The organism is Pseudomonas sp. DG56-2, from assembly GCF_004803755.1.
Taxonomy (GTDB): domain Bacteria; phylum Pseudomonadota; class Gammaproteobacteria; order Pseudomonadales; family Pseudomonadaceae; genus Aquipseudomonas; species Aquipseudomonas auratipiscis.
On the sequence record NZ_CP032311.1, the window covers coordinates 64644 to 79822 of the forward strand.

The following is a 15179-nucleotide window of genomic DNA, read 5'->3' on the forward strand; positions in this document are numbered from 1 at the left end:
TGGGAGAGAGCTTGCCCGACGATAGTCTTCTGGATCAGAACGCAGGCTTGACCGCGCCCTTGTACTTGTCTTCGATGAACTTCTTCACTTCCGGGGTGTGCAGGGCTGCAACCAGCTTCTTCACTGCCTCGGCATCTTTGTTGTCTTCACGGGTAACCAGGATGTTCACGTAAGGCGAATCGGCACCTTCAATGACCAGGGCGTCTTTCTCTGGGTTGAGCTTTGCTTCCAGCGCATAGTTAGTGTTGATCAGCGCCAGGTCGACCTGAGTCAGTACGCGTGGAATGGTCGCCGCTTCCAGTTCACGGAATTTCAGGTTCTTGCTGTTCTCGGTAATGTCTTTGACGGTCGAGAGGATATTGGTGTTGTCTTTGAGTTTGATGACGCCAGCCTTGTCCAGCAGCAGCAAGGCACGACCACCGTTGGTAGCGTCGTTGGGGATCACGACGGTGGCGGTCGATGGCAGTTCATCGAGCTTTTTGTATTTGCTCGAGTAAGCACCCAGCGGCTCCAGGTGAACACCGGCAACACTGACCAGCTTGGTGCCTTTGGCTTTGTTGAACTCATCCAGGTATGGCTGGTGCTGGAAGAAGTTGGCGTCCAGACGCTTTTCGGCAACCTGCACGTTCGGCTGGATATAGTCGGTGAAGACTTTGACTTTCAAGTCCACGCCTTCTTTGGCCAAAGCTGGTTTGACGAACTCCAGGATCTCGGCGTGCGGCACCGGAGTGGCAGCGACGGTCAGGGTTTCAGCCTGAGCGGAGAAGGCCGCGACGGCGGCGACAACAGCAAGCAGCTTTTTCATCAAATCACTCCTTGTGAGGGCCGATCCGGCCCCCGGTGCGTCGGCCTTGCCGACCCATGGGGTTACTTACGGGAAAAATGCACAACCAGTTTGTCGCCCACGCTCTGCAGTACTTGAACCAGTATCAGCAGCAGGACCACGGTTACGACCATGACGTCAGTCTGGAAGCGTTGATAGCCAAAGCGGATCGCCAAGTCGCCGAGGCCGCCTGCGCCCACCACACCCGCCATTGCGGTGTAGGAGACCAAGGTGATGGCAGTGACCGTGATTGCCGCGAAAATGCCCGGACGGGCCTCTGGCAGCAACGCATTGGTGATGATCTGGCGAGTGGTTGCACCCATTGATTGGGTTGCTTCGATAATGCCACGGTCGACTTCACGCAGGGCTGTTTCAACCAGGCGGGCGAAGAACGGTGTAGCGCCCACAACCAGCGGCGGGATCGCCCCGGCGACGCCCAGCGAAGTGCCGGTGATCAACACCGTGAACGGGATCATCACAATCAACAGGATGATGAACGGCAGCGAACGCAGCACGTTGACCACCAGCGACAGCAGCGCATAGACGCCCTTCTGCTCGAACAACTGGCGCGGGCCGCAGAGGAACAGCAGTACGCCCAGCGGCAGACCGAGCAATACGGTGAAGAACAGCGAGCCGAACAACATGATCATGGTATCGATCGTGGCCAGCCAGATTTCGGCCCAGTCGACGTTGGCAAAGAAACTCAAAGCGTCCATTAACGCAATACCTCCATATGAACATCAGCCGCTGTGAAGCGGGCGAAAGCCGCTTCCATGTCGCCGCCAGTCACGGCCAGGGTCAGCTGCCCATACGGGGTGTCTTTGATACGGTCGATACGACCCGCGAGGATGCTGTAGTCGACGCCGGTTTCGCGGGCTACGGTGCCCAGCAGTGGCGCGTAGGTCGAGTCACCCTGGAAGGTCAGGCGCACGATGCGACCTGGAACGTGGGCAAAGTCATCGCGCTGCTCATTCTCGTCGACTTGTTCATCTTCCTGAACAAAACGTTTGGTGGTTGGGTGCTGTGGATGCAGGAATACATCCGCCACCGGTCCATGCTCGACAATCTTCCCGTCGTCCATCACGGCAACGCGGTCACACACGCGGCGGATCACGTCCATTTCATGGGTGATCAACACAATGGTCAGCTTAAGTTCGCGGTTGATCTCTGCCAGCAATTGCAGGACCGAAGCGGTGGTCTGCGGGTCGAGGGCGCTGGTGGCTTCGTCGCAAAGCAGGATTTTGGGCTTGGTGGCCAAGGCGCGAGCGATGCCTACACGTTGCTTCTGACCGCCCGACAATTGCGCGGGATACTTCCTGGCGTGTTCGGACAAGCCGACGCGCGTCAGCAGCTCACTGACCCGAGCATCGATTTCCTTGCGCGACAGCTGGCCCGCCAGGGTCAGCGGTAGGGCAACGTTGTCGGCCACGGTCTTGGAAGCCAGCAAGTTGAAGTGCTGGAAAATCATCCCGACCTGTTGGCGGAACTGGCGCAGTTCATCAGCGTTGAACGCGGTGACATCTTCACCGTCAACAATGATCTTGCCGCCGCTTGGGGCTTCCAGACGGTTGATAAGGCGCAGCAGGGTACTTTTACCGGCACCGGAATGGCCGATCAGTCCGAACACCTGGCCGTTCTCGACGCTCAGGTTGGTCGGGTGCAGCGCGGGAATGTCCCTACCGGCGACGCGGTAGGTTTTATGCACATTTTGAAACTCGATCACGTAGCGAACCTTGTGGGGCGCATGAAATTTGGGTCAGCGGTTAGCCGGGGGGCGCATTTTAGCCTGTTCATATAGAGGTTCTTAGCATTTATTTTGCATTTGACCAATGCTGTTGGAATAACGCGATCAGTGGTCAATCCGAATGAACGCTCGTTGGCCTTGACCAGTCACTACTAAATGGACCCGCCGTGGGGTCGATCCGAGACTGATTGAGGAGAGCGTTCCAATGCCCAGCAAGAAGAATCCGCCCAAGGAAAGTCAACTGGCCGGTACCCAGACCCCGGACCGGGCCAATACCAATGCCAAGCTTCAGAGCCTTGAGGCCGTTCGCAGCGATGCTACCGGCCAGGCCTTACGTACCAATCAGGGCGTGAAAATTGCCGATAATCAAAACACGCTCAAAGCCGGAGAGCGGGGCCCGTCGTTACTCGAAGACTTCATCATGCGTGAGAAAATCACGCACTTTGACCATGAGCGTATTCCAGAGCGGATCGTTCACGCACGCGGTACCGGTGCCCATGGCTACTTCCAGAGTTATCAATCGCACGCTGCGCTGACCAAGGCTGGATTTCTTCAGGACCCGGAGAAGATCACGCCCGTGTTTGTGCGTTTTTCGACGGTTCAGGGGCCAAGGGGGTCTGGTGACACCGTGCGAGATGTGCGAGGTTTTGCCGTCAAGTTCTTTACCGATGAGGGTAATTTCGATCTCGTTGGCAACAACATGCCGGTTTTTTTCATTCAAGATGCGGTCAAGTTCCCGGATTTCGTCCATGCAGTGAAACCTGAGCCGCACAACGAGATGCCAACGGGTGGCTCGGCCCATGACACCTTCTGGGACTTTGTCTCGCTGGTTCCCGAGTCGGCTCACATGGTTATCTGGGCTATGTCCGACAGAGCCATTCCGAAAAGCCTGCGCACCATGCAAGGCTTCGGTGTGCATACCTTCCGATTGATAAACGCTGAAGGTAAGTCGAGCTTCGTCAAGTTCCACTGGAAGCCAAAAGCTGGCGTGTGCTCGCTGCTCTGGGATGAGGCGCAGAAGTTGGCCGGCAAGGACACCGACTACCACCGGCGAGACCTCTGGGAGGCCATCGAGACGGGTAATTACCCGGAATGGGAATTCGGTGTGCAGATCGTTGCTGAAGAGGATGAGCACAAGTTCGATTTCGACTTGCTTGATCCCACCAAGATCATTCCTGAAGAGCTGGTGCCGGTAACACCGCTGGGCAAAATGGTGCTCAACCGCAACCCCGACAACTTCTTTGCCGAAACCGAGCAGGTAGCGTTCTGCCCTGGGCACATTGTCCCCGGCATTGATTTCTCCAACGACCCGCTGCTGCAGGGCCGGTTGTTCTCATACACCGATACCCAGATCAGTAGACTCGGTGGTCCGAATTTTCATGAAATTCCAATCAACCGACCGCTCGCGCCCAACCATAACGGTCAACGCGATGCACAGCACCGGGTCACGCTCGACAAAGGACGGGCCTCTTATGAACCCAACTCAATCGACGGCGGCTGGCCGAAGGAGACGCCGCCTGCTGCCAGTGACGGTGGTTTCGAGTCCTACCCTGAACGAATCGAGGCGCACAAGGTGCGCCAGCGCAGCCCGTCGTTCGCCGATCACTTTTCCCAAGCACGGCTGTTTTTCCAGAGCATGAGCCCAACCGAACAAGAGCACATCATCAGTGCTTACAGTTTCGAGCTGGGGAAGGTTGAGCGAGAGTTCATTCGCGCACGTGAAGTGAACGAGATTCTGGCCAACATCGACCTGAAGCTGGCGGCTCGTGTGGCGGCGAACCTCGGGCTGCCTGCACCGAAAAAAGGCACCGTTGATGTTCGCGAGCCGAGCCTCAAGCAATCACCTGCCTTGAGCCAGATGAACCTTCTTGGGGAAGGTATCAAGGGGCGCAAGGTGGCGGTGCTGGTAGCCGATGGCGTCGATGCCGAGAGTGTCGACACACTGGTGAAAACGCTGGAAGCGCAGAGTGCGCAGATCAAGCTGCTGGGGCCAACCTCTGCGCCGGTGAAAACCGCTCAAGGCAGGGCTTTAGCAGTGGATGCCTCGATGGAAGGCATGCCCTCGGTGGTCTTCGATGCGGTTTGGGTGCCGGCCGGCAAAGCGTCGCTTCAAGCCTTGATGAACAGCGGCCTGGCCGTGCATTTTCTGCTCGAAGCTTATAAGCACTTGAAGCCGATGGGGCTTGCCAGTGAAGCACAGCCATTGCTCGACAAGCTTGGTTTGAAGGCAGATAGCGGATTGCTGTTGGGTAATGACGCGCAAACCCACAAGGCTTTCATCACCGCCATCAGCAAGCATCGGGTGTGGGAGCGCGAGGCTGCCGCTCAGGGGGTTCCGGCGTAGCTATAGGCTACGGGTGCCTGGGCAGGCACCCGTTCCTTCAGGAGCGCCGAGGCACCAGCACAGCTTGTGCTGGCTGGTTGCGATGAATTTCATGCGATTGCTGAAGGTCGAACTCGCTGTCAAGCTTGTGCACTCGCTTGCCCAGGAGGGTCTTGAGCCATGGTGCGTCGTCTTTGCGCGGGACCTGGAACACAACATCGCACTTGTAATTCACAACATCAGCGGCGATATCATCCAATTGGCGGCGCATTTCACGAATATTCGTGGTTTTGAGTGCAACCACCGTGCTCTGGGCCGTGGGGTCGACAAGCCTTGCCGCCGGGCGTGCTTCGGCTGCCTTGAGGGCGGCTTCGGCTTTTTCCAGCTCAGCCTTGCGGGCCTGGGCAATGGCGCCATTGACGCCACCGGTCAACGCCGGGGCCTTGGGCATTAACGCCCGGGCGCGGCTCAAGGCAGTGGCGGCGGCATTGACGTCACCCTTTTGCAGAACGATCTGGCTGCGTTGCAGATAGGCCTCGGCCAACTGCCGCTGATACTGCTCTACCCGGCTGTCATCAGGTGCCTGGGCCTGCAGTGCGGCCAGTTGATCTTCGGCGGTAGCCAGCTCACTGCTGGCGATGCTTTGCTCCAACTGCTGCCAGGCATCGGCCTGGGCTGGCGTGGCAGCGTTCTCGGCTGGGGTGCTGGAGCACGCGGCCAGGATTACCGAAAACGCGGCAAGGAGCAGATAACGGAAGGCGAACGGCTTCATTCCTGCGACTCTCTATTTGCGCAAAAAGCGAGCAAGTCTACACCCAGTCCGCAGACTCGAAAATAAATCTTCAGGGCCCTGCGCGATTTAACTGTCGCAGGGTGCAACCGCCAAGGCTGCCCCCTGCATCATCAACGTCGGGGTATGGCCAGGCTCAGCAAGAATAGCACTGCCGCGCAGACCACGATCGAAGGGCCGGCCGGCGTGTCTTTGAACCATGACAAGGCTAAACCGCCACAGACCGCTGTTACCCCGAGCAGGCTGGCGCCCAGGGCCATCTGTTCCGGCGAGCGGGCGTGGCGTTGTGCCGCAGCGGCCGGAATGATCAACAGCGAGGTGATCAAGAGAACACCGACGATTTTCATCGCCACGGCGATTACCACCGCAATCAGCAGCATGAGTGCCAAGCGCAGAGCCGCCACTGGTAGGCCTTCGACCATCGCCAGCTCTTCATGCACGGTCACCGCCAGCAGAGGTCGCCAGAGTACGACCAGCAAGAGCAGTACCGCAGCGCTGCCGCCGAGTATCCAGGCCAAATCGCCCGGGCTGATCGCCAGCAGGTCGCCAAACAGATAAGCCATCAGGTCAATGCGCACGTCATGCATGAAGCTCAGTACTACAAGCCCCAGGGACAGGGTGCTTGGGGCCAGAATCCCCAGCAAGGTGTCGGACGCCAGCGGCTGGCGCTGTTGCAGCGTCACCAGGAGCAGCGCCAGCAACAGGCAGCCAATTGTCACTGCCAACGCGGGACTGACATCTAATGCAAAGCCCAGGGCTACGCCAAGCAATGCCGCATGAGAGAGCGTATCGCCGAAATAGGCCATGCGCCGCCAGACTACGAATGAGCCCAAAGGGCCGGCTACGACCGCCAGGGCCAAGCCTGCGAGCAGGGCGTAAAGCAGAAAATCAGCCATGCTTGCAGTTTTCTCCGTGTACATGCCCGCCTTGGGCCGGGGCGACCACCGACCCATGCAGGTCGTGGGAATGGTCGTGATGGTGGTGGTAGATCGCCAGGCTTGGCGCGTTGTTGCCGAACAGTTCGACGAACGCCGGATCGCCACTGACTTGTTCTGGATGGCCGGAACAGCAGACGTGACGATTAAGGCACACCACCTGGTCAGTGGTGCTCATTACCAGGTGCAGGTCGTGAGAAACCATCAACACGCCGCAACCATGGCGATCGCGCAAACGTGTGATCAAGCTATAAAGCTCTGCCTGGCCGGCGACATCGACGCCTTGCACCGGCTCATCGAGCACCAGCAGTTCAGGCTCGCGTAGCAGCGCCCGGGCCAGCAACACCCGTTGCATTTCACCACCGGAGATACCTTGTATCGGGTTGTCGATAACTTGCTCGGCACCGACTTCTTTCAGTGCACTCAGCGCGGCGTTGCGATCCACACCTGGTACCAGGCGTAGAAAGCGCAGGACCGACAGCGGCAACGTGGCATCCACCTGCAGCTTTTGCGGCATATAGCCAACGCGCAGGCGCGGCTTGCGCCAGACTTTGCCGGTGTGGGGTTTGAGCAGACCCAGCACGGCGCGCACCAAGGTGGTTTTGCCCGCCCCGTTGGGGCCGATCAAGGTGACGATTTGTCCGGGTTCCACGGCCAGGTCGATACTGTCGAGCACCGCTTGCCCGGAGAAAGCCACGCCGACCTGTTCGAGTCGAATCAGCGCATTGCTCATCAGGCGCTCCGGCAGTTGCCGCACAAACCGACGACTTCGACGGTTTGCGCTTCGACGTTGAAGCCGACGTCGTTGGCACTGGCCACAATTGCGTCGCTGATGCTGGTCTGTTCCAGCTCGATGGCTACATGACACTCGCGGCAAATCAGGAACTGGCCTTGGTGCGCATGCTCGGGGTGACTGCAGCCCATGAATGCGTTGAGCGAGGCGATACGGTGAACCAGGCCGTTTTCCAGAAGGAAATCCAGGGCACGGTACACCGTTGGTGGCGCCGCTCGGCGTCCATCCTGCTCGCTCAATACGGCGAGAATGTCGTAGGCACCCAGCGGTTTATGGCTTTGCCATACCAATTCCAGCACACGTCGGCGCAGGGCGGTAAGTCGCAGCCCTTTACGCGCGCACAGTGCATCGGCCTCGGCCAAGGCGCTGTGGACGCAGTGGGAGTGGTCGTGGGGACGAGTGGCCAGCGGGGTTTTAGGCATGGGCGGCGACGGTTCTGATTGGAGACGTTATTATGTTACCTGTTCCTGCCCCTGTGAGTGGTCATCGTGTCTCGATTTTTTGCCCTTTTTGTCGCTTTTATCACCTCGATGGTGATGGTTCAGGCACAGGCTGAGGTCCGTGTCCTGACCAGCATCAAGCCTCTGCAGCAGATTGCCGCTGCAGTCCAGGATGGTGTTGGCAGCCCGGAAGTATTGCTGCCGCCTGGCGCCTCGCCACATCACTACGCACTGCGCCCTTCCGATGTACGCCGGGTGGGCGATGTGGAGTTGTTGTACTGGATCGGTCCGGATATGGAAGGCTTCCTGCCTCGGGTGCTGAAAACCCGCAGTAAGCCGAGCGTAGCTGTACAGGACCTGCCGGGGCTGCATCTGCGTCATTTTGGCGAAGACAGCCATTCACATGACGAAGACGGCGATGATCATGACCACGACCATCGCCCAGGCAGCCTTGATGCGCACCTGTGGCTGTCGTCGGTCAACGCTCGGGTAATTGCGGCGAAGATGGCTGCTGACCTCAGCGGCGTCGACCCAGCCAATGCGGCGCGCTACCAGAGCAATCTGAAAGCCTTCAATGAGCGCCTGGACGCCCTGGATGCGCGCCTGAAGACGCGTTTGGCCGGTGTCAGCGCCAAGCCGTTCTTTGTGTTTCACGAGGCATTCGACTATTTCGAGTCGGCGTATGGCCTCAAGCATGCGGGCGTTTTCAGTGTGGCTGCCGAAGTACAGCCAGGTGCACAGCACGTGGCGGCAATGCGTAAGCGCCTGCAGGAAACAGGCAAGACTTGTGTGTTCAGTGAACCGCCGCTGCGTCCGCGTCTGGCCGAGACATTGACGGCAGGTTTGCCGGTAACCCTGGCTGAGCTGGATGCATTGGGCGGCACGGCGCCGGCGAGCGCTCAGGGTTACGAGCAATTGCTCGAGAAGCTGGGCAATGATTTGGCTGGCTGCCTGGAAAAGCTCTAGGACGACCGCGGTAACTCGGCAGGAGCGGGCTTGCCCCGCGATCCTGCCGCAATGTGGCGGGCATGCTCCGGGCCCGGCCCGGAGTAAACCCATCCCGACCGGGATCGCAGGTTACCTTACAAGGCAAACGGCAAGGCAATTTCCACGTGTTGGCGCGCCGCCAGCCGAACTTCAAAATCAGCTGGGTCGTGGATCAGCACATCCATGCCCGCGAAAGATTCGGCAGCGATCAAGCGCGACAGCCAGAAACGTACGCAGGCAATGCGCAACATGACCGGCCACAGCTGGGCTTCGGCAGCAGTGAATGGACGCAGTGACGCGTAGGCACCGAGCAGCGCTCGCGCCCGCGGGCTGTCGATGTTGCCGTGATCATCGCAGCACCAATCGTTGAGGGTAATGGCCAGGTCATAGAGCATTGGCCCGGAGCAGGCATTGTAGAAATCGATCACACCGGTAAGGTGAGTGCCTTCGAACAAGACGTTGTCGCGAAACAGGTCGGCATGCAGGTTGGCCCGTGGCAGTGCCATGATCTGCGCCTGATGCGCGCTGATCTCGTCGAGGCAGCCTTGCAACAACTGGCGCTGTTGTTCACTCAAGCGTGGCATCAGCTCGACACCGGTCTCCAGCATCCAGTCCAGGCCGCGATCAGTCTTGCGCTCCAGCACTTTGTTGCGAGTTGCCAGGTGCAGGTGGCCTAGCCATTCGCCGATCTGCACACAATGCTGATTATTGACGGCCTTGATGTGCTTGCCAGCCAGGCGCGGCTGCAACAGCGCCGGCTTGCCAGCCAGCTCGCGCAAGGCCACGCCGTCGGTGTCGCGCAGGGCGTAAGGCACCGGCAGGTCGGCCTCATGCAGCACGTCGAGCAGTTCGATGAAGAACGGCAGATCCTGGATCGGACCGCGCTCGACCAACGTCAGCACGTACTCTCCCTGTTCCAGACTGACAAAGAAATTGCTGTTCTCGGTGCCGGCGGCAATGCCCTGGAAGTCTCGCAGGCGGCCAAGGCCGTACGGCGCCAGAAAGGTTTCCAGCTCAGGCCGGGTCAGGGGGGTGAAGACTGACATGATCAAAAATTGCCCATACGGGCACCTCTACAGCGAAGTGCCAGGTTGATGTGAAGGGTACGGCTTACTTCCACTCGAAGATTTTCCACGAAGGGATCAGCATGTCTGGTTGGTCGGAGCGAACAAAGTTGGCGTCCGTACCGTCGGCGCGTACCAGGAAATAAGGCTTGCCACCTTTTGGGGTGACCTTGATTGCATACAGGAAGCCATTTTGACGGTATTCCTGAATAGTCTTGTCGCCTTCCGTGCGAATAGTTACTTCCGGATCAGCCGATGGCGCATCTTCTGCGGCCAAGGTGACGACCGGAGTGGCTGCCAACAGGCTGAGCAGCAACAGGCGATTTAGTGTACGCATGATAACCTTGTCCCTTTGTCGTCAATGTTCCGGACATTCTAGCGCCGGGCCCGCCGAAAAGGTTGATTCTGCTCATGAGCCAAGCTCCCCTCGTCCTGGTGGACGGTTCCTCATACCTCTACCGCGCCTTCCATGCGCTGCCGCCGCTGACCACCTCCAAGGGCATGCCGACCGGTGCGGTCAAGGGCGTGCTGAACATGCTCAAGAGCCTGCGCAAGCAGTATCCGGACAGCTTGTTTGCGGTGGTGTTCGACGCCAAGGGCGGCACCTTCCGTGATGAAATGTTCGCCGAGTACAAGGCCAACCGGCCCAGCATGCCGGACGATCTGCGTGTGCAGGTCGAACCGTTGCATGCCAGCGTTCGTGCCTTGGGCTATCCATTGTTGTGCGTAGAAGGGGTAGAGGCCGACGATGTTATCGGCACTTTGGCCCGCAGCAGCGCCGCTCTGGACCGCCCGGTGATCATCTCTACCGGTGACAAGGACATGGCGCAATTGGTTGATGGCCACATTACGCTGGTCAATACCATGACCGGTACTGTCCTCGACGTACCTGGCGTACACGAGAAATTCGGCGTCGGTCCTGAGCACATCATCGACTTTCTTGCCCTGATGGGCGACAAAGTCGACAACATTCCGGGTGTTCCAGGCGTCGGCGAAAAGACCGCCGTTGGCCTGTTGACCGGTATTGGCGGTGGTTTGCGCGAGCTTTACGAGAATCTGGACAAGGTCCCAGGCCTGGCCATTCGTGGCGCCAAGACCTTGCCAGCAAAGCTTGAAGAGCACCGCGATGCGGCCTTCCTTTCCTACGAATTGGCAACGATCAAGGTCGATGTACCGCTGGATGTTGAAGTCGACGACCTGGTGTGTGGCGAGCCGGATCGCGAAGCGCTGCTTGAGCTATACACCGAAATGGAGTTCAAGAGCTGGATCGACGAGGTACAACGTGACGCCAAGCGAGCCGGCCAGGAGATCGTCGCCGAGGTCGTCGAGGAAGTGGTCGAGGCGAAGTATGAAACTATCCTCGATCAGGCCCGCTTCGACGCTTGGCTGGAAAAGCTGCGTGCCGCCCCATTGTTTGCCTTTGACACCGAAACTACCGGCCTGGACGCGCAACAGGCGCAGCTGGTGGGTTTGTCCTTCGCCGTGCAGGCCCACGAAGCCGCTTATGTGCCCTTGACCCATAGTTATATGGGCGCGCCTGAGCAACTGGATCGTGACAGCGTGCTGCTGGCGCTCAAACCGTTGCTGGAAGACCCGAGCAAACTCAAAGTCGGGCAGAACGCCAAGTACGACATGAACATCCTGGCCAACTGCGCCATTGGTGGTGATAGTGCCAATGGCATTCTGATGCAGGGCGTGTCTTTCGACACCATGCTTGAATCCTATGTGCTGGACTCCACGGCTACCCGCCACGACATGGACAGCCTGGCGCTCAAGTACCTGAACCACACCACCATCGGTTTTACCGACATTGCCGGGAAAGGCGCCAAACAGCTGACGTTCGACCAGATCAGTCTGGAACAGGCCGGCCCCTACGCGGCCGAAGATGCGGACGTTACCCTGCGCCTGCACCAGGCGCTGCAACAGAAGCTGGCTAAAACCCCTAGCGTATTGCCGGTGCTGACCGATATCGAAATGCCGCTGGTGCCAGTGTTGGCGAAAATCGAACGCCAAGGTGCGCTGGTCGATGCGAACTTGCTGGGTATCCAGAGCGTCGAGTTGGGCGATAAGCTGGTCGAGTTGGAGCGCGAGGCTTTTGCCATTGCAGGTGAGGAGTTCAACCTCGGCTCCCCTAAGCAACTGGGCGTGATCCTTTACGAAAAGCTCGGCATGCCGGTGCTGAGCAAGACCGCCAAGGGCCAGGCCTCTACCGCTGAAGCGGTATTGGCTGAACTGGCCGACATGGAGTTCCCACTGCCGAAGGTGCTGATGCAGTACCGCTCCTTGAGCAAGCTCAAAAGCACCTACACCGACCGCCTGCCGGAACAGATCAATCCGCGCACCGGGCGTATCCATACCTCGTACCAGCAGGCAGTCGCAGCCACCGGTCGTTTGTCCTCCAGTGATCCGAACCTGCAGAACATTCCAATCCGCACCGCGGAAGGTCGGCGGATTCGCCAAGCCTTCATCGCAGCGCCTGGCTATCAGCTTCTGGCGGCGGACTATTCGCAGATTGAACTGCGAATCATGGCGCACCTGGCCAAGGACGAGGGGCTGCTGCACGCGTTTCGCAACGACCTGGACGTACACCGGGCCACTGCGGCGGAGGTTTTCGGTGTTGATCTGGCGGAAGTCACCGTCGATCAGCGACGCAGTGCCAAGGCGATCAACTTCGGTTTGATCTACGGCATGAGCGCTTTTGGCCTGGCCAAACAGATTGGCGTGGACCGCAAACAGTCCCAGGCATACATCGACCGCTATTTTGCGCGTTACCCTGGCGTGTTGGCCTACATGGAGCGCACTCGCGCGCAGGCGGCGGAACAAGGCTTTGTCGAAACACTGTTTGGTCGCCGTTTGTACTTGCCTGAAATCAATGCCAAGAACCCAGCCTTGCGCAAGGGGGCAGAACGCACGGCGATCAACGCGCCGATGCAGGGCACGGCGGCAGACATTATTAAGCGCGCCATGGTGGCTGTGGATAACTGGCTTACCGAGTCTGGCCTGGACGCTCGAGTCATTCTGCAGGTCCACGATGAACTGGTTCTGGAGGTGCGCGAAGACCTGATCGAGCAGGTCCGTGAACAAATTCGCCCGCACATGAGCAACGCCGCATCACTCGATGTTCCACTGCTGGTTGAGGTGGGAGTAGGGTCAAATTGGGACGAAGCGCATTAAAAATGCGCCTAATTGCCGAAAAAATCTGCGACATATCGTCGCGGCTTTTTTCGGTTCCAGGGAGGTTATCTCGAAAGGAATTTGGCCCTATCGCAAATAGTTTCTAAAGCTTCGGAACTAAACCAGTGAACTGCGACTCAGAGTACCTGAATGGCTGGTGAAGCCCTTCGATGCTCCTATGTTGTGTTAAGTGTTGGCAGATATCTGGACCCCGCCCTAGCGGTCCGGAAACTTGGACCCCGAACTTCCCCCTCCCCATACGAAGTCCGGGGTTTTTTTTGCCCGGCGTTTGCCGGGCAGCCCTTATTCTGCGGGCTTGTCGGCCAATTCCATCCACTTGGCCAATACGCCATAGGCTTCTTCCAAGCCCTGGCGCTTGGGGGCCGAGAACAACTGGATAGTCACGGCATCACCCCAACCCTTGCGGATTTCGGACTGCACTTTGAGCAGGGTGTTCTTGGCTGCGCCGAAGGTCAGCTTGTCGGCCTTGGTCAACAGGATATGCATAGGCATGCCAGCGGCCTGGGACCAGTCGAGCATCATCTTGTCGAAATCGGTCATTGGATGGCGCACGTCCATCATCAGGATCAGGCCCTTCAGGCATTCGCGGCTGCCCAGGTAGGCTTCCAGGTGCTTCTGCCAGTGCTGCTTGAGCGGAATCGGAACCTTGGCATAACCGTAACCCGGCAAGTCGACCAAACGCCGTTCATCGTCCAGACTGAAGAAATTCAAAAGCTGGGTGCGCCCCGGTGTTTTCGAGGTGCGCGCCAGGCTGGCGTGGGTCAGGGTATTCAGGGCGCTGGATTTGCCGGCGTTGGAGCGGCCGGCAAAAGCCACTTCATAGCCTTGGTCGGCTGGGCACTGGTCGACCTTGGCGGCGCTGAGCGCGAATTTGGCTTGTTGGCAGAGACCGAGAATGGGGTTTTTGACTTGCATGGTTTTTCCGGTTGGGCGTTGCGCGAGGAGGTCTCGGCAAGCAGTGTCGTTTCCGTTTCAGTAACGGGAGTATATAATGCCCCAGTTTTTGTGTGCGCATTATCCCGGCGTAGGAGGATGTGCACGGGGGCGGTTGATTCAAGCTCGCGCAGTAGAACGCAGTGCAACCCCCAACCCTGAAAGGTCGTTCGTATGACGAAATGGCTGCTTGCTGCAGGTGTCTTGATACCGTTTTTCAGCGCTCAGGCTACACAGGATCCCCAGGCAGTGTACAAGCGAGCATGTGCCGCTTGCCATGCCGGACAGCTACCGCAGGCACCGCAGGTTGGTGACAAGGCAGCATGGGAGCCTCGGCTGGCGCAAGGAATGGAGACGCTGGTGAAGCATGTCACACAGGGTTTCAAGGCTATGCCGCCGCGTGGATTGTGCATGGACTGCAGTGCCGAGGACTACCAGGTGATCATCCAGTGGATGAGCCAAAGTCCCGATACATAACTCTTTCACCCTTAGCCGTAGTTGGATTAGCTGATGAACAAACTACTCGTGAGTCTGCTGTTGACCTTAGGCGTCACTGGTGCAGCCAATGCCGCAGAGCCTATCAAAGGGGATGCCGCTGCTGGTCAGGCCAAAACTGCTGTATGTGGCGCTTGTCACAATCCTGACGGCAACAGCATGGCGCCGAATTTCCCGAAACTTGCAGGCCAGGGTGAAAAGTACCTGGAGAAACAACTGCACGACATCAAGTCGGGCAAGCGCACCGTGCTGGAAATGACCGGCATGCTCGCGGCTTTCAACGACCAGGACATGGCCGACATCGCTGCCTACTTCTCCAGCCAGAAAGGTAGCGTAGGTGCTGCCGATCCCAAGCTGGTCGAGCATGGCCGCGCCCTGTTCAATGGCGGTGACATCGAGAAGGGCCTGCCAGCCTGCAGCGGCTGCCACTCGCCTAACGGCGCGGGCATTGCCCTGGCCGGCTTCCCACACCTGGGTGGCCAGCACGCTACCTATGTTGCCAAACAGCTGACCGACTTCCGCGAAGGCAATCGCACCAACGACGGCGATGCCACCACGATGCGCACCATCGCTGCCAAGCTGAGCAACAAGGACATCGAAGCGCTGTCCAGCTACATTCAGGGTCTGCACTGATCCACGCTTTAACGCTGGGTTAAT

Annotated in this window: 15 protein-coding genes; 5 read left to right on the plus strand and 10 right to left on the minus strand. The window is 58.7% G+C overall.

Going from position 1 to position 15179, the window contains the following annotated elements:
• Positions 1 to 34: 34 nt before the first annotated feature.
• The 3 genes from D3Z90_RS00320 to D3Z90_RS00330 all read right to left on the minus strand — a co-directional run bounded on the left by D3Z90_RS00320 (position 35) and on the right by D3Z90_RS00330 (position 2546).
• The gene (locus D3Z90_RS00320; RefSeq protein ID WP_136473883.1) at positions 35 to 805 is read right to left on the minus strand and encodes a MetQ/NlpA family ABC transporter substrate-binding protein; all 771 of its coding nucleotides are present in this window, start codon (positions 803 to 805) and stop codon (positions 35 to 37) included.
• A 62-nt stretch (positions 806 to 867) separates the two neighbouring features.
• On the minus strand, positions 868 to 1539 hold the full coding sequence (locus D3Z90_RS00325) for a methionine ABC transporter permease (RefSeq protein ID WP_038605236.1): 672 nt from the start codon (positions 1537 to 1539) through the stop codon (positions 868 to 870).
• Positions 1539 to 2546, minus strand: a complete 1008-nt coding sequence (locus D3Z90_RS00330) for a methionine ABC transporter ATP-binding protein (protein ID WP_136473884.1) — start codon at positions 2544 to 2546, stop codon at positions 1539 to 1541. The genes D3Z90_RS00325 and D3Z90_RS00330 overlap by 1 nt, the downstream gene beginning before the upstream one ends.
• Positions 2547 to 2772: 226 nt before the next feature.
• Here D3Z90_RS00330 and katE point away from each other — a divergent pair, with 226 nt between their 5' ends.
• Positions 2773 to 4911: a catalase HPII gene (katE, locus tag D3Z90_RS00335; RefSeq protein WP_136473885.1), complete on the plus strand. Its 2139-nt coding sequence runs from the start codon at positions 2773 to 2775 to the stop codon at positions 4909 to 4911.
• A 37-nt stretch (positions 4912 to 4948) separates the two neighbouring features.
• Here the strand turns inward: katE and D3Z90_RS00340 are convergent, their stop codons facing one another.
• The 4 genes from D3Z90_RS00340 to zur form a co-directional block, all read right to left on the minus strand.
• On the minus strand, positions 4949 to 5662 hold the full coding sequence (locus D3Z90_RS00340; protein WP_136473886.1) for a PA5502 family lipoprotein: 714 nt from the start codon (positions 5660 to 5662) through the stop codon (positions 4949 to 4951).
• 131 nt (positions 5663 to 5793) lie between these two features.
• On the minus strand, positions 5794 to 6576 hold the full coding sequence (gene znuB, locus D3Z90_RS00345; protein ID WP_136473887.1) for a zinc ABC transporter permease subunit ZnuB: 783 nt from the start codon (positions 6574 to 6576) through the stop codon (positions 5794 to 5796).
• Positions 6569 to 7348: a zinc ABC transporter ATP-binding protein ZnuC gene (gene znuC / locus D3Z90_RS00350; RefSeq protein ID WP_136473888.1), complete on the minus strand. Its 780-nt coding sequence runs from the start codon at positions 7346 to 7348 to the stop codon at positions 6569 to 6571. The genes znuB and znuC overlap by 8 nt, the downstream gene beginning before the upstream one ends.
• Positions 7348 to 7830 (minus strand): zinc uptake transcriptional repressor Zur, encoded by a 483-nt coding sequence (gene zur, locus D3Z90_RS00355; RefSeq protein ID WP_136473889.1) that lies wholly within the window; start codon positions 7828 to 7830, stop codon positions 7348 to 7350. Before zur ends, znuC begins: the two co-directional genes overlap by 1 nt.
• 66 nt (positions 7831 to 7896) lie before the next feature.
• Here zur and D3Z90_RS00360 point away from each other — a divergent pair, with 66 nt between their 5' ends.
• Positions 7897 to 8814, plus strand: a complete 918-nt coding sequence (locus D3Z90_RS00360; protein ID WP_136473890.1) for a zinc ABC transporter substrate-binding protein — start codon at positions 7897 to 7899, stop codon at positions 8812 to 8814.
• Positions 8815 to 8930: 116 nt separating this feature from the next.
• Here the strand turns inward: D3Z90_RS00360 and D3Z90_RS00365 are convergent, their stop codons facing one another.
• Both D3Z90_RS00365 and D3Z90_RS00370 read right to left on the minus strand, forming a co-directional pair.
• The gene (locus D3Z90_RS00365) at positions 8931 to 9881 is read right to left on the minus strand and encodes a homoserine kinase (RefSeq protein WP_136473891.1); all 951 of its coding nucleotides are present in this window, start codon (positions 9879 to 9881) and stop codon (positions 8931 to 8933) included.
• A 64-nt stretch (positions 9882 to 9945) separates the two neighbouring features.
• On the minus strand, positions 9946 to 10236 hold the full coding sequence (locus D3Z90_RS00370) for a DUF2782 domain-containing protein (RefSeq protein ID WP_136473892.1): 291 nt from the start codon (positions 10234 to 10236) through the stop codon (positions 9946 to 9948).
• A 74-nt stretch (positions 10237 to 10310) separates the two neighbouring features.
• On the opposite strand from D3Z90_RS00370, the gene polA reads away from it, so the two are divergent.
• Positions 10311 to 13073, plus strand: coding sequence for a DNA polymerase I (polA, locus tag D3Z90_RS00375; protein ID WP_136473893.1), 2763 nt, complete (start codon positions 10311 to 10313; stop codon positions 13071 to 13073).
• 303 nt (positions 13074 to 13376) lie between these two features.
• Here polA and yihA read toward each other — a convergent pair whose 3' ends face one another.
• Positions 13377 to 14009 carry a ribosome biogenesis GTP-binding protein YihA/YsxC gene (gene yihA / locus D3Z90_RS00380; protein ID WP_136473894.1) on the minus strand — a complete coding sequence of 211 codons (633 nt, stop codon included), beginning with the start codon at positions 14007 to 14009 and terminating at the stop codon, positions 13377 to 13379.
• A gap of 192 nt (positions 14010 to 14201) precedes the next feature.
• On the opposite strand from yihA, the gene D3Z90_RS00385 reads away from it, so the two are divergent.
• Entirely contained in the window at positions 14202 to 14504 is a 303-nt protein-coding gene (locus tag D3Z90_RS00385; protein WP_136473895.1) for a cytochrome c5 family protein, read from the plus strand.
• 33 nt (positions 14505 to 14537) lie between these two features.
• Positions 14538 to 15155 (plus strand): cytochrome c, encoded by a 618-nt coding sequence (locus D3Z90_RS00390; protein WP_136473896.1) that lies wholly within the window; start codon positions 14538 to 14540, stop codon positions 15153 to 15155.
• Positions 15156 to 15179 lie beyond the last annotated feature (24 nt).